At 43.5% G+C, this 18,780-nt stretch carries 17 protein-coding genes; 5 read left to right on the top strand and 12 right to left on the bottom strand.

The genetic code is table 11. The annotated features are described in order from the left end of the window. Positions 1-112 precede the first annotated feature (112 nt). A complete protein-coding gene (locus GWR21_RS21170; protein WP_162333676.1) occupies positions 113-1,879 on the top strand; it encodes a WD40/YVTN/BNR-like repeat-containing protein in 1,767 nt (588 codons plus the stop codon). A gap of 282 nt (positions 1,880-2,161) precedes the next feature. On the opposite strand, the gene GWR21_RS21165 is transcribed toward GWR21_RS21170, so the two are convergent. Continuing rightward, positions 2,162-2,989, bottom strand: a complete 828-nt coding sequence (locus GWR21_RS21165; protein WP_162333675.1) for a hypothetical protein — start codon at positions 2,987-2,989, stop codon at positions 2,162-2,164. 126 nt (positions 2,990-3,115) lie between these two features. Between GWR21_RS21165 and GWR21_RS21160 the strand changes: the two genes are divergently transcribed. Then, positions 3,116-3,376 (top strand): hypothetical protein, encoded by a 261-nt coding sequence (locus GWR21_RS21160; RefSeq protein WP_162333674.1) that lies wholly within the window; start codon positions 3,116-3,118, stop codon positions 3,374-3,376. 184 nt (positions 3,377-3,560) lie between these two features. Beyond that, positions 3,561-4,172: a hypothetical protein gene (locus GWR21_RS21155; protein WP_162333673.1), complete on the top strand. Its 612-nt coding sequence runs from the start codon at positions 3,561-3,563 to the stop codon at positions 4,170-4,172. A gap of 30 nt (positions 4,173-4,202) precedes the next feature. Here GWR21_RS21155 and GWR21_RS21150 read toward each other — a convergent pair whose 3' ends face one another. The 4 genes from GWR21_RS21150 to GWR21_RS21135 all read right to left on the bottom strand — a co-directional run bounded on the left by GWR21_RS21150 (position 4,203) and on the right by GWR21_RS21135 (position 6,403). Continuing rightward, a complete protein-coding gene (locus GWR21_RS21150) occupies positions 4,203-4,652 on the bottom strand; it encodes an ester cyclase (protein WP_162333672.1) in 450 nt (149 codons plus the stop codon). Between the two features lie 105 nt (positions 4,653-4,757). After that, positions 4,758-5,546: a PhzF family phenazine biosynthesis protein gene (locus GWR21_RS21145; protein WP_162333671.1), complete on the bottom strand. Its 789-nt coding sequence runs from the start codon at positions 5,544-5,546 to the stop codon at positions 4,758-4,760. 67 nt (positions 5,547-5,613) lie between these two features. Next, positions 5,614-5,895: a hypothetical protein gene (locus tag GWR21_RS21140; protein ID WP_162333670.1), complete on the bottom strand. Its 282-nt coding sequence runs from the start codon at positions 5,893-5,895 to the stop codon at positions 5,614-5,616. Between the two features lie 97 nt (positions 5,896-5,992). Continuing rightward, the gene (locus GWR21_RS21135; RefSeq protein WP_162333669.1) at positions 5,993-6,403 is read right to left on the bottom strand and encodes a MarR family winged helix-turn-helix transcriptional regulator; all 411 of its coding nucleotides are present in this window, start codon (positions 6,401-6,403) and stop codon (positions 5,993-5,995) included. A 179-nt stretch (positions 6,404-6,582) separates the two neighbouring features. Here GWR21_RS21135 and GWR21_RS21130 point away from each other — a divergent pair, with 179 nt between their 5' ends. Continuing rightward, entirely contained in the window at positions 6,583-7,053 is a 471-nt protein-coding gene (locus GWR21_RS21130; RefSeq protein ID WP_162333668.1) for a hypothetical protein, read from the top strand. Positions 7,054-7,149: 96 nt separating this feature from the next. Here the strand turns inward: GWR21_RS21130 and GWR21_RS21125 are convergent, their stop codons facing one another. The 6 genes from GWR21_RS21125 to GWR21_RS21100 form a co-directional block, all read right to left on the bottom strand. Continuing rightward, complete coding sequence (locus tag GWR21_RS21125; RefSeq protein WP_162333667.1) at positions 7,150-8,565, bottom strand: PKD-like family lipoprotein; 1,416 nt, start codon at positions 8,563-8,565, stop codon at positions 7,150-7,152. 16 nt (positions 8,566-8,581) lie between these two features. Further along, positions 8,582-9,409, bottom strand: coding sequence for a DUF4843 domain-containing protein (locus tag GWR21_RS21120; RefSeq protein WP_162333666.1), 828 nt, complete (start codon positions 9,407-9,409; stop codon positions 8,582-8,584). A gap of 17 nt (positions 9,410-9,426) precedes the next feature. Beyond that, the gene (locus GWR21_RS21115; protein ID WP_162333665.1) at positions 9,427-10,896 is read right to left on the bottom strand and encodes a RagB/SusD family nutrient uptake outer membrane protein; all 1,470 of its coding nucleotides are present in this window, start codon (positions 10,894-10,896) and stop codon (positions 9,427-9,429) included. Between the two features lie 10 nt (positions 10,897-10,906). Continuing rightward, positions 10,907-14,332, bottom strand: a complete 3,426-nt coding sequence (locus GWR21_RS21110; RefSeq protein ID WP_238429928.1) for a SusC/RagA family TonB-linked outer membrane protein — start codon at positions 14,330-14,332, stop codon at positions 10,907-10,909. Between the two features lie 70 nt (positions 14,333-14,402). After that, positions 14,403-15,404 carry a FecR family protein gene (locus GWR21_RS21105; protein WP_162333663.1) on the bottom strand — a complete coding sequence of 334 codons (1,002 nt, stop codon included), beginning with the start codon at positions 15,402-15,404 and terminating at the stop codon, positions 14,403-14,405. A 99-nt stretch (positions 15,405-15,503) separates the two neighbouring features. Next, positions 15,504-16,112 (bottom strand): RNA polymerase sigma factor, encoded by a 609-nt coding sequence (locus GWR21_RS21100; protein WP_162333662.1) that lies wholly within the window; start codon positions 16,110-16,112, stop codon positions 15,504-15,506. A 125-nt stretch (positions 16,113-16,237) separates the two neighbouring features. On the opposite strand from GWR21_RS21100, the gene GWR21_RS21095 reads away from it, so the two are divergent. After that, positions 16,238-16,540: a hypothetical protein gene (locus GWR21_RS21095; protein WP_162333661.1), complete on the top strand. Its 303-nt coding sequence runs from the start codon at positions 16,238-16,240 to the stop codon at positions 16,538-16,540. 273 nt (positions 16,541-16,813) lie between these two features. Here GWR21_RS21095 and GWR21_RS21090 read toward each other — a convergent pair whose 3' ends face one another. Beyond that, positions 16,814-18,718, bottom strand: coding sequence for an ABC-F family ATP-binding cassette domain-containing protein (locus tag GWR21_RS21090; RefSeq protein ID WP_162333660.1), 1,905 nt, complete (start codon positions 18,716-18,718; stop codon positions 16,814-16,816). Positions 18,719-18,780 lie beyond the last annotated feature (62 nt).

Below are 18,780 nucleotides of genomic sequence, written 5' to 3'. Positions count from 1 at the left end.
GCTTTTTTTAATACCTCAATAGCCCATTCCGCTAAACATTGCCTGTGTATACTGGTGATTTAGGGAAATCGCTTTTTAAATTTATCCTGTAATAAATCCCGATGCTCTCCATATGAAATGGTCCTTATACATATTCATGCTGATTTTAGCCGGCTCCCTGAACTGTTATGCGCAGCAACCAAATACCCTTATGCCATTGCAGCTCCACAGCCGGATGCTAAAATTACATGTCACGCCGGAAGAACAATTCGTAATCACGACCCCGGATGGCAACATTGCAATGGCAGATTCACTAAATGGACTTTGGCATTTCAATACACCAGAAGTATCAATTACAAATTCGTTTAACGCTGCAATTTTTTTCAATCGCGATACGGGCTTCGTTTCAGGCTCTTTCTCTAGCGATCATGAACATAAAATCATCTATCACACACAGGACAGAGGAAAAAGCTGGTCAAAAATAAATTTTGGAACATCAGGTTGGGCAGATGGTGCATGGAGCCTCCCGAATGGAGAAGCATGGATGACTATTGGCGGAAAAGGAATAGTGTATTCAAAAGATTATGGGTTTACATGGACACTACTCCCTATTTATGACAGTATACAGCGTTATCAAACGATCTTCTTCAATCAACAGCATGAGGGCATCGCTGGGTCCGTATACAACACTATTGCCTATACAAATGATAACTGCAGAAGCTGGAAAAACATTCCCAGTCCACTTGACCAAAACGCATATAACAAAACAGATGAAATCCGTCGTCCGGAGATAGATAAAGTATGCATTTACAAAGATATTCTGCTGGTTAGCGAGGAAGGGATGATCTTTTATACCAAAAAAGATTCTATTAAATGGAAGCCACTTCCCGATTACATTTCATTTAGCACGGATGATGCTAACAGTGTGCTATATTTCCTAAATAATGCTGGACAGATCATAAGATCAGATGAGCAGCTGCGGCCATTATTTACGATACCTACTTCCGCACCTGCAGTTGATATATTCACCAGAAACAGCCGGCTATTTCTGGTGACAGCTAACAGCATCATCGAGTGCGGCACCGATGGCAAAGTACGCGAGCACTTATTACAAACAATGGATACAGAAGATAGCAAGCCGGTTGCGATACGTGGAGAGGAGACTGATAAATTCTATGCAGCCAAAGGTAATATGATATTTACTAACACTAATCGCCTCTTCGCTCACCCCGATAAATGGGAATATGCTTTTACGCTTCCATTCCCAGCATATGACCCCAGCGCCATTGCAGTTAATAAAAACAGAATTGTATATTCCACCGCAGATTCTATCTACTACTACGACCTCTCCAGCCATCAAAAACAGGTAACCACTATGCAGGCATTACTGGATGAATTTCGTGAGCATCCTATAGAAACTGTTACATTCTCACAAGGTGTTAACGATTGTTTCATGAACTATTCCAATAGTCTCATCTACATGCGGAAGAATAACTTATTCAGACCTTTATTGGGAAACAAAAAGAATAATACCATCGAACCAGCAGCACAAACATTAGACGAAGCAAAAATAACACAGTTCGTATCGGATGTATGCTTATACCACAACAGGCAACCTGTAATGACAGATATTGGTTTTTCTGAAGCCGATTATCAACAATCTAAAAAAGATATCATATTTTTTCGGGATGCGGAACATACACTAAGAAACTACCTCAAGTTTTACCGCAATAACTCATTTTACTTTTCCAGGAATAACATCGATTTCAACAGACTCATATCAACTGTAGACAGTGTTAAACTAATGGATTCAGTAACACTCAATCGCGCATTGCGAAACAGCGACGGTTTACATAGTTACTCGACTACCTGGATTGACGTCGCACTGAAAAATAAATAAGGCGATATATTAACTATTATGTGTCGCCACGAAAAAAACAATAAATTTTACACACTATGGACGATTTCAATTAATGGTAGTCACATACAATCTTCTTCGCCCGCTATCACGGCGTTCTTTGCGGACATCCTTCCTTCATTATTCACAGTACAGGACAAAATCCCTATTCTACATGAACTGGTAAAGTATAGTTATAAATAAATAATCAGCGATACAAAAGGACAGCCGGATCTCAACCAACTGTTCTTTTTTATAATGAGTATTTCTAACGAAGGATAATTTTTACTGACGGTGTTCAATCACCCAATCGCACTTTTCTTTAACCACATCAGCATAGTACGCCGGCACATACTCACATGCTTTTTGAATAGGAACAGTAATGGCCTTCCTCGCATCTGCTTTTATGATACAGCTATCTTCACTGCAACAATCACAACTCACAGCTGTAATATGCTGTACTTTATAATTGCTGATCCTCAACACACCAAAATACATATTCATATCTGCACACCCCCTGCTCTGATAAGCATAAATCCTGTCGTCTTGTTTATAGTATGTTGGATTAACAACATCCTCAAAGCCTTCCACTTTCCTGAAACGATCATTGACAGACAACCATAACTCTCCCCATGATGCGGTATGCATTATGTAAGAACATCCCGTTGCTATGAATAGATCAGGAATGTCATCGCCGTTAAAATCTTTTATATCGATGTAATCCTCCCATGCTACGACTTCCATCTCCGGATAACTTCTAAATAGAATGGTATCCCATTTATTCCCTGTTTGCCGTAACACGACAACATTAGCTGTTGAGTCATTGACCATCGTTCTCAGTACAGCAGCCCTGTGTTCCTCCCCAAAAAGATTACCTATGTGCAATGAACCCCAGATAGTCTCTTCCTCATATGAAGCCGTATCTCTCATCTGCAAAAACGTCTGTTCAAAGTAAGCTTTCTTCTCGGCGATGTTGGTTGACATATATTTCTTCTCTTCCGTAGAAGGGTCTACTGACATTTCGGCTACCGCAGCACGATCGGACTTATCATGTGTTGACGCCTGATGACAGGCAGTAAGAAGGAGCAGGGATAAAATACAGGGCCATTTCATACCCAAATCTATAGCGTTTTTTTGTACCTGTAAACTACATTCACTACTATTACAGCAGAAATATCAAATACCTTCAACATCATGCTGCACGACCTTACACAGGATCAAAGGGAACTTGAGGCATTTATGAGCAATATCTCAGAACAAGGTTTTTGCGCCGGCTGGATGGGATATCTGGAATACGACCTCTGGCGAATTATGCAGGGTGGGCATAACAGGTACGGCCAATATTACGTCAGCCAGGAAGAGATGGATACACTATGGGCTATGGTGGATAAATGTGGCTGCTGGATCGTCTTTGATGATGATAAAGAAGAGACAGCCGTTGACCTGGACACCTGGAAAGAAATGTACGCCCGGTATGTCAATGGTAACCATACAGGATGAACCGCATTCCGGGAGAAGCTGCCTCATGTCCCCCCTTCTCAAGCCGGTACAATCCATCGGATAAAGACACCGGGAAAGGTGGGGAGGCTCAACCAACTTTCATAAAAAGGAGGTCGATATTCCGGTAAAATTAGACGATACCTTCAGATACTTTTAGTATATTTATATATATAATTCCACCGTCATGAAACTGATTGTATCCTTATCTATCTGTGTTTCCCTGTTGGCAGCGTGCAAAAGCAATCAGACTACAACTGTATCCGCTTATTATTCACAGCTCCATGAAAAACAGATACGTGAATATCAAAAGTTCTTCACTTTTGACACTGTTATTAACAAGGGCAGTTACAAAGCTTATATGTTACTGCCGAAGCAGAATGTCCATTATTGCGGTACCGAGACATCTCCTGTCATACTGGAAAAGCCTGTCGGAGAAAAGAAACGTTATTACGCACTGGACGCGAAGACCGATTTCATTAACGATTCTACCATCGTACATTATACCCGGACACTGAAAAGGGACAGATTCAGTAATACCTTTGAAGAAGGTGTGTGGTTCTATGCGCATCCCGACAAGAAACATCCCATGCTGGAGGTAAATAAAATGCCACCCACCGCCAGTAAAATACCGGTAGTGAATGGCCCGGGCATTTATCGCTACGAGTCCGACTCATTGTATAGGGTCACTGAGCATCAAACTGATGCCGCATTATTTAAACTGCGCAAAGAAGGATATTATTACCTGCCTCCTCCTGGTAGACTCTTCAAACTTTATTCCATCAATGAGATCAGATAGAAGCGTTCATTAATATTGTCTGATATAGTATTATCTGACGCCCAGGGCTTCTAAAAAGCCCAGACGGTCAGTCAGTACCTGTGTGTTGACAATCTTACCGCCTTTCAGCTCATAGGTCACTATGCCATTTCCTGTCACATATTTCCCCGTCGGAGGAATATGCTGGAATGTATCTTTATGTGTGCCACAAAACTGCTGAAATACGACCACTTTATCGCCTTCTGCAAGCATGTCCTTAATAATCCATTGCGCGTCCGGAAACGCCGTCTTTAGTGGCAATAAATGCTGTGCAAATTTCCCGGGGTAGGCATCCGAAACAAATTGGGAGAGTTCGGTCAGGTTCCCCTTGTTGAATGCGTCTTCATACATCTTCCTGATGATCGCTTTGTTATCCATATCAGTCTTTGTTTTTTTCACACGCTGTGCGGTTGATAATAAAGGCATGATCAGCGCCGCACACAGGTACGTTAAAAATTTCATTGTTTGTTTATCACAAAGTTACCTGACCATCGGGGGCCGGAATTGTAAAAAATCATTGATCTGATATGGAAAAGTAAAAATGGTTGTACCCCGGGGATGGAAAAACTATATCCAGCACTTACCTGCTGAGAAGGTACGGGCATCACCTGCTATCAGCACGCGATCCTCATTATCTGTACAAAACAAGGTACCCACCCGTTCGGACAGCTGCTGTGCTTTCAGCTCCTTTTTACCCAACCGCTCACTCCAGTAAGGTATCAGTGAGCAGTGTGCCGATCCGGTCACCGGATCTTCCAGTATAGATGCCTGCGGTGTAAAGAAACGGGAAACAAAATCACAGTCATTCCCGGGCGCTGTAATGATCACGCCACCAGGATCCAGGTTGATCTTGTCCAGCCAGTGCCTGTCCACTTTCATATGCAGCACATCTTCCTCACGCTCATACACCAGTACGTAGTCCCGGGCTTTCAAAACCGCTGCCGGTGTGGTAGCGAAGGCATACCTCAATTCTGTTGGCAGATTGGCTGGCAGGGGTTTCCTGGATGGAAAATCCAGCACATACCGGTCATCTCGGAATGTCACTGTCAATGGTCCGCTGGCGGAGTCAAACAATATACTACCCTTAGTATAGTTAAGAAATGTTTTAATAACATGTGCAGTAGCCAGCGTCGCATGTCCGCAAAGGTCCATCTCGATGTCAGGTGTAAACCAGCGTAAAGAAAAACGGTCCTCCCCCGGTATAAAAAAGGCTGTCTCTGCTACCGCGTTCTCACGGGCCAGCAGCAACAACTGTTCATCAGGCAGCCATTGTTCAAGTGGGATCACACAGGCAGGATTACCGCCAAAGACACGGTCAGTGAAAGCATCTACCTGGTATAAATTCAATTCGGTCATAGTAAGGGTATTAAACGTGTAAAGTCAGCAAAATGCTGACTTTACACGTTATACTAAATATCATTAACTATTCTTCGTCTTCATCTTCAAACTCATCTTCCTCCAGCCATTCAAGATAAGAATAATACCATTCTTCCAGCTCTTCCAGCAGTTCCTCTTTCTTTGCCGGGTCATTTTTAAAGTACTCATCCACATTGTCCAGCTCCACCACGATATCAATATGACCGTTTTCCTCATCCTCATCTACACGCTTAGCGAAGAAACGGGGCTGTTCAGTATGAAAGATATACTCATTATCTGGATCCGTAACTGGATCATCTGCGATCATAAACTTGGGTAACTTTGCCATATTAATATTGTTTAATTTAATTTAAAGCCCTTAAGAGACCAGACAAATGTATTGATTAATCATTTACAGCCAAAAACAGATTTACCCCTTATCAGAGCTACTGACTCATATTCTCAATAATCCGGTTCAATACACTGAGCATCAGTTTATACTCCTCTTCACTGATCCCATGTAACATACGGGCGTTCCTTTCCTGCTGCAACTGCCCAATCTGCTGATAAGCTTCCTCTCCTGCTGCAGTGAAGACACGCTGATCTTCCCCCGAAACAGATATCCAGCCACGTTCTGTCATTGATTGTATGATCTCTCCATATTGCTGTACGGTAATATGTGCCTTCAGCTCCTGAAAATACTGCCAGGTATCGATGCTCCCCGCAGTTGCAATACGCTGCATGATCATCCATTGATAACGGGAAATAGACAGGTCCGAAAATTCATCCTCCAGGAAAGCAGTAATACGTTTGTCTGCCTCTTTAAGATACCAGCCTATCGGCTTGTTAGATTCCATAGTATAGCTATTATAACAGTAAGTTAATACTTCTCTCCAAACCACATTGCAATATTGATTGGTGTAGGTACAGCCCATTCCACCGGCACAACGAAAAAACCACCTCCGGGTAAAATAAATTAATACGCAAAAGTAACTCTCTGGCATGCTATTCGTTCTATAAGGCAAAAACCAGTTATATGAAACTATATTTTGCAGCTGCAGCCTTATTAACGATGTTAAGTTGCCAGGAATCAGCCAACAAGACTGCTGAATCAACTGAAAAAGATAGCAGCACTGCTCCTGCTACAGCTCCGGTAGCCGCAGGTCCGCAATGTTTTACACGTATTTCAGGTAAGGATACATCCTACCTGCAATTTGAGACGACGAATGAAGCGATCAGCGGACAACTGGAATACCGTCTCTTTGAAAAAGATAAAAACCAGGGTACCATTACCGGTACTATCGCCAATAATATCCTGGAAGCACAGTACAGCTTCATGAGTGAAGGTGTAACAAGTGTAAGACCGGTGGTATTCAAACTGGAAAACAACCAGGCATTTGAAGCAATTCCTTCTTCCATTAATGATCAGGGTATCCCGGTATTTGAAAAAGATGCGGCGAAACTGAAATTTGAAGAAACTCCCTTTGTGAAAGGAGACTGTAAATAAACACAACTGCCCATAATAACAGCGCCCCACGATTAATAATCGCGGGGCGTCTTGTTATGGTAATGGTTGGTTAATAGGGTTGATAGGATATAGATGCTATTGTCGTATAAAAATGTCAATCGTTTTTCCGGGGATACCATTTGTCTGACTCACGATGTTACCGTTTTTACCGGTACTGATATCAAGTAGGTAAAGACTTCCTTCTGTACCTGCTGCCAGTCTGTTACCATCCTGCACCACTTTGATCATCGTCACCGGCTTTCCTCCCATATTGGCATCCAGCTGCCTCAGCTCCTGATTTAGTGGATTATACCGGTAGATCTTGTCATTAGAAGTAAAATAGAACGTACCCACAGTAGAGGCCTGCCATTGCGTCTGGGCGGTCAGCAAACTATCTCCTTTGAACTTGCGCTTCGAGATCGTTCTGAACCTGGTTTTACCATCCAGGAACTCAAGACCAAACTTCAGTTCATACGTTTGTCCGACGCTGTCACAAAAAGCATACATCTCACTCTCAGTAAATTTTTCCATAGACAGCAGATCCATTTTCAGGTCCTTCGGATTGAAGAGAGAATCCTGCTGTGTATAGTCTACGCCAAAATAGGTAGTACGGTCAAGGCGTACAAAGTTCCTCTTCACCTTATCAAATCCAAGGTAATAAAGTCCCTTGTCCGTACTGCTGTAAAGCAGATCAGGTGCTAACTTATACTCACCCGGCACAGGGCTGCTGAAGTAACCATAGTAAGTACCAAAAGGGGCCGTTTCTGTAGTACCTACGTACATTTTCCCGTCCAGGATAGCAGTGGTCGTACCGTCTGTAAGCGTATGAAAATAATCAGGCGTCAGCGCTCCCGGTTCCTCATAGAAATTCTCCTTCAGATATTGCATTTTCTTCAGGTCATTACTATTGATCTTGACCGCCGGATTTGTACCATTGCCACACACGATCCAGTATGCAAACGTAACATTCATATAGAACTGATTACGCAAAGGAATAAGCTGCTTAGGATTGGTACCAAGACTTTCGCCATTGATGGACTGATACAGGTCCGGCTGTACGGAGCCGTCCGGCTTAACGAATGATAATTTTGCCTGGCCGCCTTCGTCACTTAATACAATGGTACCAACGGAGAACTGCGTTTTACCGTTGATGACAAAGCCATAGTAGTAATTTACGCCTAGTTCCTCATCTCTCACCGTCAGTGTCGCACTGTACCTGTTGGCGCCAAGACCGTAAAGAATACGGAGTGACAGCCCGTCATGATCTTCCGACCTTGCTTCTAGGGGAATCTCAATTTTCCAGTGACAGCTTACAGCTGTTCTGCCGTTCGGCAAAGTGATCTTGGGTTCAATGATCAGACTATCACCGGTAAAAACATTATACACCGTGTCCAGGTTAGTTACCACGGGTTCACCAAGGTCTATGTAGTCGTAGTTCCCCTTATCCTTAAAACAGGATGATAAGACAGGAATCAATACAACTATCAATATATATAGAAATGATCTCTTCATCTTTAAGAATTTAACGTTAGACACGTTTACCATTTTCATCCTTGAAATAATATTTGCCGTCATCAGGATTCTTCTCCAGCTTGTATTTGTTATCAGGGTTATGGGTATTATAGAAATAATAGAAACCATCTGCCCCAATTGTGATAACATATCCTTCTGATGCATACTGTGTCACCCAGGTGAATGGATCAAGCAGGAATGCTTTAAAACGACGTGTATGGTACAGGGCCTTGGGAACCGTATTGAAATCTACGGTCGTTGGCATATCTATTGTGCCGGAAGCCCTGATAAACAACTCATGCTTTACCCTGGAATAGTCTCCCAGTTCACTCGCCCACAGCGTCCACCAGGTAGGCATTTCCAGCCTGTTGGAGAACTTAATAAGCCCTTTATTCTGTAAAGTGAATGCTACTCCCAGATCAGTTGTAGGTTTTAAGGTCAGCCCTATTGTAAGGGTTTTTGATTTCAACACAGAATCCTTATTATACAATATCACCGGTACCAGGCAAAGGCCCGAGTCGGCAGCCATCACATACTCCTTTTCAAGGGCTTTATAGTGTATACCTGCCTTCGCAGTAGTGGAACTATCCACTGTCGCCAGGATAAATTTCCTTTCGCCAGGCACACGGAAACCTGAGATCCTGACAGGCACAAATACAGTATCTTCTGCTTTATCAGGGAAGTATGCAAATGAATAAAGCAGACTATCTGTTTTATCAGAAGGATCATCCGGCAGAAAATCAAAATAGACATTCTCCGTAGTATCAAATAAAGGAATCTCGTCTTTTCTGCAGGCAACGAACACCATACAGCAAAGAACACTGAATAAAATACTTCTTTTCATCTGGCTGTATGTTTTAGTTATCTGTTACCAAATTGAATTTCATCATCAGGAAGCGGAATCACAAACATCCTGTTCGTAGCAGGATATGAAGCACCACCTTGCCCCACAACAGGTTTGTTGAGGCGTTTATACATGTAGAAGATCTGTCCTTCTGCAAAGAACTCTTTCCGGCACTCCTTTATCAGTTCATTGAGGAATACTTCTTTTGATGTTTCATTGGTGATCCGTGTTCCTATACCTCTGTGGAATCTTACTTCATTAAAGTAGTCCCATGCTTTTACCGGATCACTATCAAACGTACACTCTGCCGCGATATAGTACATTTCGCTCAGGCGTAATGCCGGCGCCATCTGATAATGAATATTGGCATCTCCGTCACGATAGTACTTCTCTACCTGTAAAATGGTACCGATACCACTACTCTTTTCTGAGAACCATTGCTTGTAACGGAAGTCATCACCACCTACACCACCTGTTTCGAAAATATTACGTCCTTCATTACTATTGATATACAATGAATTTTCTCCCTTGCGAAATTGGTCTCTGATATTATCCGCCCTATTAGGTACATACCAACCAAAAAGCAATTCCCTGTAAAGAATACGGTCCTTCTTTTCATCATCAGGATTGAGGAAATCGTTCTGACGTGTCCATGGGAACTTATTGGAATTAATGACTTCCAGTGCATTGGTCAGCGCATTTGCTTTGTCTCCCTTGTAGAGGTATACCCGCGCCAGTTCACCACACACTGCATAGTAATTCAATCTGTGACGGCGGTTCTGCAGGAACAATGCGCCACTCTCTTCCGTACTGGAGTCCTTAGCGGGATAACCTACTTTATAACCGGCATTCAGGATCGGATCGGATACTTTTAATAATGCTTTTGCTGCATTAAGGTCCAGTATGATCGTATCTAATACGTTTTTCACGGTAGACATAGGGGTTATCTTCTTCGTGAACTCAGTCACGTATGGAATACCCTGTGCATTGGGATCGTAGGCATAGGAAGGAGCAAACATACGCAGCAGGTCAAAGTGCAGATAACCTCTTAATGCCAGCGCTTCCCCCTTGATCAGTTCATATTCTCTACCGGTAAAAAGTTTCTCCTGCCCCTGTATATGATGAATGATAAGATTGCTATTTGCAATAGCAGCATACAGTGCTTTCCAGGTATTATCCCTTCTGAACATGAACCATTCATCATTATAGTTATACTTGATAGTCTGACTATAGAACATAGGGTCCTTGATACTCACATTATAATTCTGCGCCAGTACATCCAGGGTACCAAAGGTCACTTCCCTGCCATAACTGTCTTCCTGTGTACAGCGGCTGTACACACCGTTCAATGCCTCTTCAAAACCAGACTGTGTGCTGAACAAAGCCCCCTGCGATACTTCTGACTTTGGCGTCACATCCAGCCATTTACTGCAGGAAGTCAAACCAGCCGCCATCATCACTATTATAAGTGTATAATATTTCTTCATCTTACTGCTTTTAGAACTGAGTGGATAATGAGAATGTAAATGTTCTGGCGAAAGGATAGTCAATACCTCTCTCAGCCACGATAGAAGATGTTCTCCAGATGTCATTCATATTCAGAGAACAACGCAGTGTATTCATTTTGTAGCGTTTAGCCACTGCAACAGGTACATTGTATCCCAGGTATACTGACTTTAGTTCCACCACATTATCACGTTGTACAAAACGGGAAGATGTACGGGTAGAACCCTGATCTGCAATGTCTTTATACAATGCGTGATCGCCTGGTTGTTTCCATCTGGATTCCAGTACACGGCTATCCACATTGTATCTCGGATCAGCATTTTCCACACGGTCAACGAGTGTCTGGTTGTACAGGTCACCACCACCTTTACCATAGAATCTCACTTCTGCAATCCAGTTACCATAGTAGATGCTACCACCAAATGTACCTTCTATCTTGGTCGTCATGTCGCCAACCGGCACCATGTCTTTCACACTGTAGTTATGTGTATAGGTGCCATCTTTCTTTACAAAGATCTCTTTACCATTTTCAGGATCAATACCCATAGATCTTACGGCATAAATGGTATTCAGGGATTGCCCTTCCTGGAAGCGAAGCAATGGTACTGAGTTTAACGTAGCGTCATTTTGCTGCTTGTCATCTACTTTATCGTTATAGCTCTTCAGCGCATTAGAGATCTTTGTGATCTTATTCTTGTTAGTGACGAAGTTAGCAAACAGGTTGAAAGACCAGTTCTTTCCTCTCAGTACGTTACTACGTACATTCACCTCAAACCCTCTGTTGATCATTTCACCCAGATTCGCTTTGTAATCGGTGAAACCCGCTGATGGCGGTACAATGATATCAGCCAGCAGATCTTTGGTCAGCTTATAATAATAACGTGGAGCGATGTAGAAACGACCATTGAACAGATCCAGTTCCATACCTGCATCATAGTTTTTGGTACGTTGCCATTTCAGTGAAGAGTTACCGTACGATTTGAAAATAGCACCTACACCTGTAGAATACCAGTCATTGCTGTAATACTGGTAAGTGGTATTAGATAAATAAGAGGGGAAAGACACATCACCTGTCAATCCTGTTGTAGCCCTCAGCGTCAGTTGTGAAATTACTTTACGTGGAATAAAGCTCTCGTTGTGCACATTCCATCCCAAACCATAAGACCAGAAGGTCGCCATGCGGGAATCTGTACCAAATTTGGATGAACCATCAAGACGAACAGTACCGTCCATCAGGATCTTATTCTTATAGGAGTAGTTCGCGTACAGGAAAGAACCTATCAGACGGTCCTGTGTAAATTCTCCTTCAGGAGATTTATCTCTTTCATAGATACGGGCAAACTCGATCTGGGAGAACCTGTCATTAGAGAAGCCCTGCGCCCTGAACTGTTTTCTGTCATTGCTTCTGTCCTGAATATTGGTACCCAGGGAGATGTTCAGGAAGTTAGAACGGATCTGCTTTGCGTAGCTCAGTGTCAGACTTCCATCTGCCTGCCAGAAATCCTCGTCAGCATAGGTATACATACCACGGTCTTTCAGATCATTTCCGGTTACATTATAATAATCATTACTAAAAGGAGAAGTAAATTTATCAGCAGTAGAACGTCTTTTTGTCAAAGATATTTGTCCCCTTAATCTGAATGCCGGATTGATGGTCCATTCACCGGAAAAAGCATCCATGAACTCCACATATTCATTCTTTTCCAGACTACCGGTCATCGCCTCATACATTGGGTTCAATACAGCATCGGTCTGTACTTCACCTTCAGCATTTTTGCGATAGCTCCATTTATCCACCTCGCGTAAAAGTCTTCCGGAAGAATCTGTTTTCGGGTAATAAGGGTTCATTCTCACATACTTAGAAAACTCTCTGTAGGGAGATTCTTTTCCATCTACCTGGTTGATAGATATCTGGTTCCTGAACTGGATCTTGTTCTGTACATTATAGGACAATGATGCAGCGAGACCATACCGCTTACGATATGAATCTTTCATCACACCGGCATTCGACTGATACCGTACATCAATACCGTATTTTACTACCGGTGTGCCTCCTTCCAGATAAAGGGAATGTTTATGGCCAAGATCTACCTGTAAAGGCTGAGATAACCAGTATGTATTCACGCCGCTTAATACATTCTTTTTCTTTTCGTAATACAGCTTCTCAAGTTCCATTGGAGCAGTGACCCCATCGCTTGCATATAGTTTTGCCAGGCGCTCATATTCCAGTTTCTCACCCGCATTCAGTACATGATAGTCTGACAGGTCAGGCGCATTTACCGTCATCTCATAACCGTAGTTTACCGCCAGCTTTCCTTCTTTTGGGGCTTTGGTACGGATCACCACAACGCCGTTCGCCGCCCTGGACCCATAGATCGCTGTCGCAGCAGCATCTTTCAGCAAGGTCATAGACGCGATCCTGTTGGGATCAAGGTCAAAAATAGTCTGTACATTCACCTCATAGCCATCCAGTATAAACGTAGGCTGGTTGGTGACACCATTCGTCAGACTGTTCCTGGTCAGCTTGGAAACGTCAGCACTTGGCAGGGCTGTTGTACCTCTTACATTGATATTAGGGATCCTGTTGGGATTAGAACCCAGGATGTTATTTTCAACCAACTTAAACGAAGGGTCATAAGCCTGCAGACTGCTCAGCACGTTCTGCGGATTCACCCTCTTGATATCATCGGCAGTCAGTACAGTAGCAATACCGGTAAAGCTTTCCTTCTTGATCTCATAATATCCGGTTACTACCACATCTTTCACTGCCTGGATATCTGTTTTCAAACGAATATCCAGTTTTGTCTGCCCTTTCAGTACAATTTCCTGTGCTTTAAATCCGATGAAGCTGAATAAGATATGGGCGCCTTCCGGTACATTCTTCAGTTCATACTTACCATCGTTAGCGGTATGTACACCATTGGAAGTACCTTTTACAACCACTGTTACACCGGGCAAAGGCACACCTGCTTCATCGGTAACAATACCGTGAAGCGTGATTGCGGCTGGTTTTACCTGTTCTTCTGTTTGTTTTTTTTCTACCGCAGGTGCAGGTTTAGGCACCGGGGCTGTTCCTTCCTGTTTATATACAATAAACGTGTTGGCGCCCGCCTCCTCCGCTTCCAGTCCAAGTGGTTTCAGGAACTGGTTGAGATACTGAATAAACTTAACAGATGGATTTTTAACATTTGGCGCTTCGGTCTGAATATTACCAATGGACTGGCCCACGTAATTAATACGCACCTTGTACCTCGCTTCCATAGAAACAAGGATATCCTTCAATATCTGCCTTCCGACGCCGGACTGGCTCATTCCATTTGCAGCCAGTAATTCCTGCTGCGGATGATGGTGCATGTTATCTGAAGCAGCATACCCCGTGGCTGGCAACAGTAACAACAGGGCAATGCGATTCCCCATACACCTAAAGTAATTTCCAGGCATAAGCAATAGATTAAGGTTGGTTGGTTGATTTATAAACTAAACTTCACTAGGTTGTCTTTCTCCTGATGCTGTAGTTATTATTGTCCTTCTTTTCGATAACCACATGTAAGGACCGTGACAGTGTTTTAAAAAATATATCTACGTCTGACATTGGTATGCTCCCGGTAAATAACTCTTTCTGTAGGCCTTCGTCTTCTATCTTAATGTTGATTCCTAAGTTCTCTTTTAGTACTGCTGCTACTTCTGCAATTGTTGTTTCATTGAAAACGAACATATTGTCAAGCCATGCATTATAATCAGCCGGATTTACTTTCCGGCGTGATAACTGATTTGTTTTGGTGGAAAAGATGACCATATCCCCAGGATTCATCTTTACATCCTGCTGGCCGTCTCCATTCAGTTTTAAATTAACTGCACCACTGTTCAGTACCACCCGTGTCATCACACGCCTGGTATTGATACTGAATGCTGTACCGATCACCTGTACATCTATATCAGAAGTATGCACTGCAAAAGGAGCATTATCTGTTTCATGGAGGATCGTAAAGAAGCCTTCCCCGTTTAGCCATACCTCGCGTTTACCATTACGGGTCATGCTGAATTTCAGGGTAGAGTTGGCGTTCAGGCTCACGACAGAACTGTCGGGCAGCGTGATCTTTCTGGTCTCTCCATAGGTAGTAACGTAGTTGACAATAACCGGCTTTTCCCTATGCAGGAAGAACCAGCCGGCAGCACCCGCCGCCAGTATACCGGCAAATACAGCTGCATACCGCCAGGCAACGAATAGCCTTTTCTTTTCAGGTACCTGCCTGATAGAATATGCAATACGGCTCCATACCTCAGCCTTTTCTGCTGCCGAAGGAAGATGTTCCTCCGGTCCGATCAGCAGCAGCACATCACGTGCTTCTTCTATTGTGGCACGACGATCAGGGTTTTCACGCAGCCAGGTTTCCCAAAAGATAGTAGTATCGTGATCTGGATAGATGATCCATTTACGAAACAATTCATCATGAAGAAAATCCTTTACTGTGTATTCTTTATAATCCATAATCAGCGCTACTCCTGATAGGCTTTAAATAGATAAAGCAATGAAATCGAAAAATCTTAGCGTCTTTTTCGACTTTTTTTTAAAAAAACTATAAAATTTTTAGAAACCCTTTTGGCTATTGCCCCAAATTGCCACCAAAGTCATTAATTCACCACTGTGATTTTTTAAATAATTAATTGCTTTTGACAATAATACATATGTAGAATTTACGCTCAGTGACATAATATCGGCTGTTTCCTGCGTAGAGAGACCTTCGTAATACCGCAGGTAGAGGATCTCCTTCTGACGACGGGGCAACTGGTCAATGACTTTTGCCAGTTTCCGGTTACGTTCGTCGTTGGACTGCTGAGAGATGAGCCGTTCCTCGTAGGAAGGCATATGCATTTCCTGCTGAGCGGGTTCCTGCTTAAACAGTCTGAATATGCCTTCAGCGCGGGTATTTTTGACAATATTCCTTTTAAGGCTGGCGAACAGGTAAAATTTGATACTGTCCGTCACGGATAGATGCTGCCGGCTATGCCACAAACTGGTGAACAGATCGTGTATACAATCCTTTATCAGGCAGCTGTCTGCCTGTATTTTCATGCCATATTTATAAAGTGATGCGAACCATGTATCGTAAATGAAGGCAAGGGCGCCCTCATCGCCATCTATCAGCCTGCTCCAAAGCTCCTGATCGGAAAGGTCCCTATACCAGATCTCTTCCAACTAATACCGTTTAATTTAAATATACTACATATATGGTGGCAGTCTAAAAATATAGAAGATGTTGCTGGCATCAAAATTGAATAATAAGATTCATTGACTTTACACAACTTTTAAAACCTATTGTTATGATCAGTAGAACATCGCGTACCGGACTGGTGGCCGCTTCCGTAATGGCAGCAGCCCTGCTTCTGGGCCAAACGGGTATGGCGCAGGGCATCGATAGCACAGCTAAGAAAATAGGCAATAAAACGGCTTCCGTTGCTGTAAAAGGAGCTATGAAGATTACCGATAAGACATATAAGGGAAAGGAAGGGCCTGGTGGTCAAACGGTTTATATCGACAAAAAAGACAGAAAGTACTATGTGGATGAGAAAGGAAAAAAGGTCTACCTGAAACCTTCCGAGATCAGGGACAAAAAAGAAGATTAGACAACTTTCGAATAGAAGCGGCGGGCGTATCAGCACATACTGATGCGCCCGTCGCTTTTTTATGCCTTCAACTTTGCCTGATCGGCTTATTTACAGGTCATCAATAGGGCACCTCAAGGGCACTTCAATATCCCAGGGATATTGAAGTGCCCTTGAGGTGCCCTATTGATGACCTGTTGGTGCTAACCTGGTTTGAAGATCAGGGCAAATAAAAAGAGGGTGCGTACCGGTCACTGCCAGTACGCACCCTCTTTCTATATAAATATTTAATTATCAGCTCATTTCACTCAATTCAAGCCAGCGCATCCCCTTTTCGTCCAACAGGCCGATGATCTCTCCTGCGCGGCGGGTAAGCGGCTCCAGCTTTTCATATGGCAATGTGCCGGAAGCCATCTGTTCATCGATCTGCTTCTTTTCTGTCTCCAGGTCCGCAATTTCCTTCTCCAGTAGTTCCAGCTCACGTTTCTCCTTGAATGACATCTTTTTAGCAGGCGCCGCGGCAGGCTTTACTTCCTCCACTGGCTTTTCAACTGCCTTGGGCTCATTACGCACTTCCTCCTTACCTTTCTCAGACTGGTCTTTTTCCCACTCCCTGTACTGGGTATAGTTACCCGGGAAATCACGTACGACGCCGTCTCCTTCAAACACAAACAGGTGATCCACCAGCTTATCCATAAAGTACCTGTCGTGGCTCACGATCAGGATACAACCCTGATAGGACAGCAGGAAGTCTTCCAGGATGCTCAATGTTGGCAGGTCCAGGTCATTGGTCGGTTCATCGAGGATCAGGAAGTTAGGATTTCTGAACAGGATACTCAGCAGGTGCAGTCTTCTTTTCTCACCACCACTCAGCTTGGAGATATACGTATATTGCTTTTCCGGTGTAAACAGGAATAGCTGCAGGAACTGCGCTGCGCTCACTTTTGTACCATCTGCCAGTGGAAAGTTTTCCGCGATATTCTTCACAAACTCGATCACACGCATGTCTTCCTTAACGATCAGTCCACGCTGGTCATAGTTACCGAATACCACTGTTTCTCCGGTATTGATCTTACCGGAATCAGGCTGCTCCAGGCCCTGTAACATATTCAGGAAGGTAGATTTTCCTACCCCGTTCTTACCTACTACGCCGATCCTTTCTCCTTTTGAGAATGTATAATCAAACCCTTTCAGGATATTGAGGTCACCGAAAGACTTATATACCTTTTTAAGTTCGACGATCTTTCCACCCAGACGGCTCATTTTCACGTTCAGTTCCAGCTGCTGCTTTTCCAGGCGAACACTGGCTCTTTCCTTTACATCTTCAAATGCGTCAATACGGGATTTAGATTTGGTGGTACGGGCTTTAGGCTGTTTACGTATCCATTCCAGTTCTTTACGGAAGGTATTGCGGGCTTTTTCCACACTGGCACGCTCACTCTCCTCACGGGTAGCTTTCTTTTCCAGGTAGTTTTCGTAATCGCCTTTATAAATGAACAATTGCTGCTGGTCCAGCTCCATGATCTCATTACATACACTATCCAGGAAGTAACGGTCGTGCGTTACGAGCAGTAATGTCACATTTTCCTGATCGAGATAGTTTTCCAGCCACTCGATCATATTGATATCCAGATGGTTCGTCGGTTCGTCCATGATCAGGAGCGTATGACGATGTTCAAAGCCGATGTCGATCAGCACTTTAGCCAAGGCCACACGTTTCAGCTGTCCACCGGACAGGCTGCCCATACGCTGCTCCAGGTGATGAATATTCAGTTTGCCCAGGATCTGCTTCACTTTGGAATCAAAGTGCCAGGCATTCAGCTCATCCATGCGCTCAATAGCAGCGGTCAGTTTATCAAGATCCGGCTCCTGGTCCTCATCATTGGTCAGCATTTCATAATCCCTGATGGCGGCCAGTACAGGATGTGACTGGGAAAATATATTGGAAGAGATAGTTTTGGTTGGGTCAAAATCAGATTGCTGTTCCAGCATTACCACGGTTACACCTTTATGTATCCATACGGTTCCTGCATCTGGTGATTCCTCTCCGCATAAAATGCGCAGCAGGGTAGATTTACCGGCGCCATTTAAAGCGACCAGTGCTATTTTATCACCTTCCTCAATATGAAAAGAAATGTCTTTGAAAAGCGGCCCTGCGCCATAAGATTTCGTGAGTCCTTCGACCGTAACATAATGCATGCCGCGAAGGTAGTAAAATACAGGGATGCCTGACGGCCGGAATAAAAAAAGCCTCCCGGTCT

Origin of the sequence: Chitinophaga agri (assembly GCF_010093065.1) — a bacterium.
In the GTDB taxonomy this organism is placed as follows: Bacteria; Bacteroidota; Bacteroidia; order Chitinophagales; family Chitinophagaceae; genus Chitinophaga; species Chitinophaga agri.
Note: the sequence above shows the minus strand (reverse complement) of the source record. Positions and strands in the feature narration are given on the sequence as shown.

Bases quoted from the DNA above. Each gene is read 5' to 3' on its own strand.
- GWR21_RS21145 (WP_162333671.1), bottom strand. From the start codon at position 5,546: ATGACCGAATTGAATTTATACCAGGTAGATGCTTTCACTGACCGTGTC.
- GWR21_RS21125 (WP_162333667.1), bottom strand. From the start codon at position 8,565: ATGAAGAGATCATTTCTATATATATTGATAGTTGTATTGATTCCTGTC.
- GWR21_RS21105 (WP_162333663.1), bottom strand. From the start codon at position 15,404: ATGGATTATAAAGAATACACAGTAAAGGATTTTCTTCATGATGAATTG.
- GWR21_RS21160 (WP_162333674.1), top strand. From the start codon at position 3,116: ATGAGCAATATCTCAGAACAAGGTTTTTGCGCCGGCTGGATGGGATAT.
- GWR21_RS21155 (WP_162333673.1), top strand. From the start codon at position 3,561: ATGAAACTGATTGTATCCTTATCTATCTGTGTTTCCCTGTTGGCAGCG.
- GWR21_RS21115 (WP_162333665.1), bottom strand. From the start codon at position 10,896: ATGAAGAAATATTATACACTTATAATAGTGATGATGGCGGCTGGTTTG.
- GWR21_RS21165 (WP_162333675.1), bottom strand. From the start codon at position 2,989: ATGAAATGGCCCTGTATTTTATCCCTGCTCCTTCTTACTGCCTGTCAT.
- GWR21_RS21150 (WP_162333672.1), bottom strand. From the start codon at position 4,652: ATGAAATTTTTAACGTACCTGTGTGCGGCGCTGATCATGCCTTTATTA.
- GWR21_RS21130 (WP_162333668.1), top strand. From the start codon at position 6,583: ATGAAACTATATTTTGCAGCTGCAGCCTTATTAACGATGTTAAGTTGC.
- GWR21_RS21110 (WP_238429928.1), bottom strand. From the start codon at position 14,332: ATGGGGAATCGCATTGCCCTGTTGTTACTGTTGCCAGCCACGGGGTAT.
- GWR21_RS21135 (WP_162333669.1), bottom strand. From the start codon at position 6,403: ATGGAATCTAACAAGCCGATAGGCTGGTATCTTAAAGAGGCAGACAAA.
- GWR21_RS21090 (WP_162333660.1), bottom strand. From the start codon at position 18,718: ATGCATTATGTTACGGTCGAAGGACTCACGAAATCTTATGGCGCAGGG.
- GWR21_RS21120 (WP_162333666.1), bottom strand. From the start codon at position 9,409: ATGAAAAGAAGTATTTTATTCAGTGTTCTTTGCTGTATGGTGTTCGTT.
- GWR21_RS21170 (WP_162333676.1), top strand. From the start codon at position 113: ATGAAATGGTCCTTATACATATTCATGCTGATTTTAGCCGGCTCCCTG.
- GWR21_RS21095 (WP_162333661.1), top strand. From the start codon at position 16,238: ATGATCAGTAGAACATCGCGTACCGGACTGGTGGCCGCTTCCGTAATG.
- GWR21_RS21140 (WP_162333670.1), bottom strand. From the start codon at position 5,895: ATGGCAAAGTTACCCAAGTTTATGATCGCAGATGATCCAGTTACGGAT.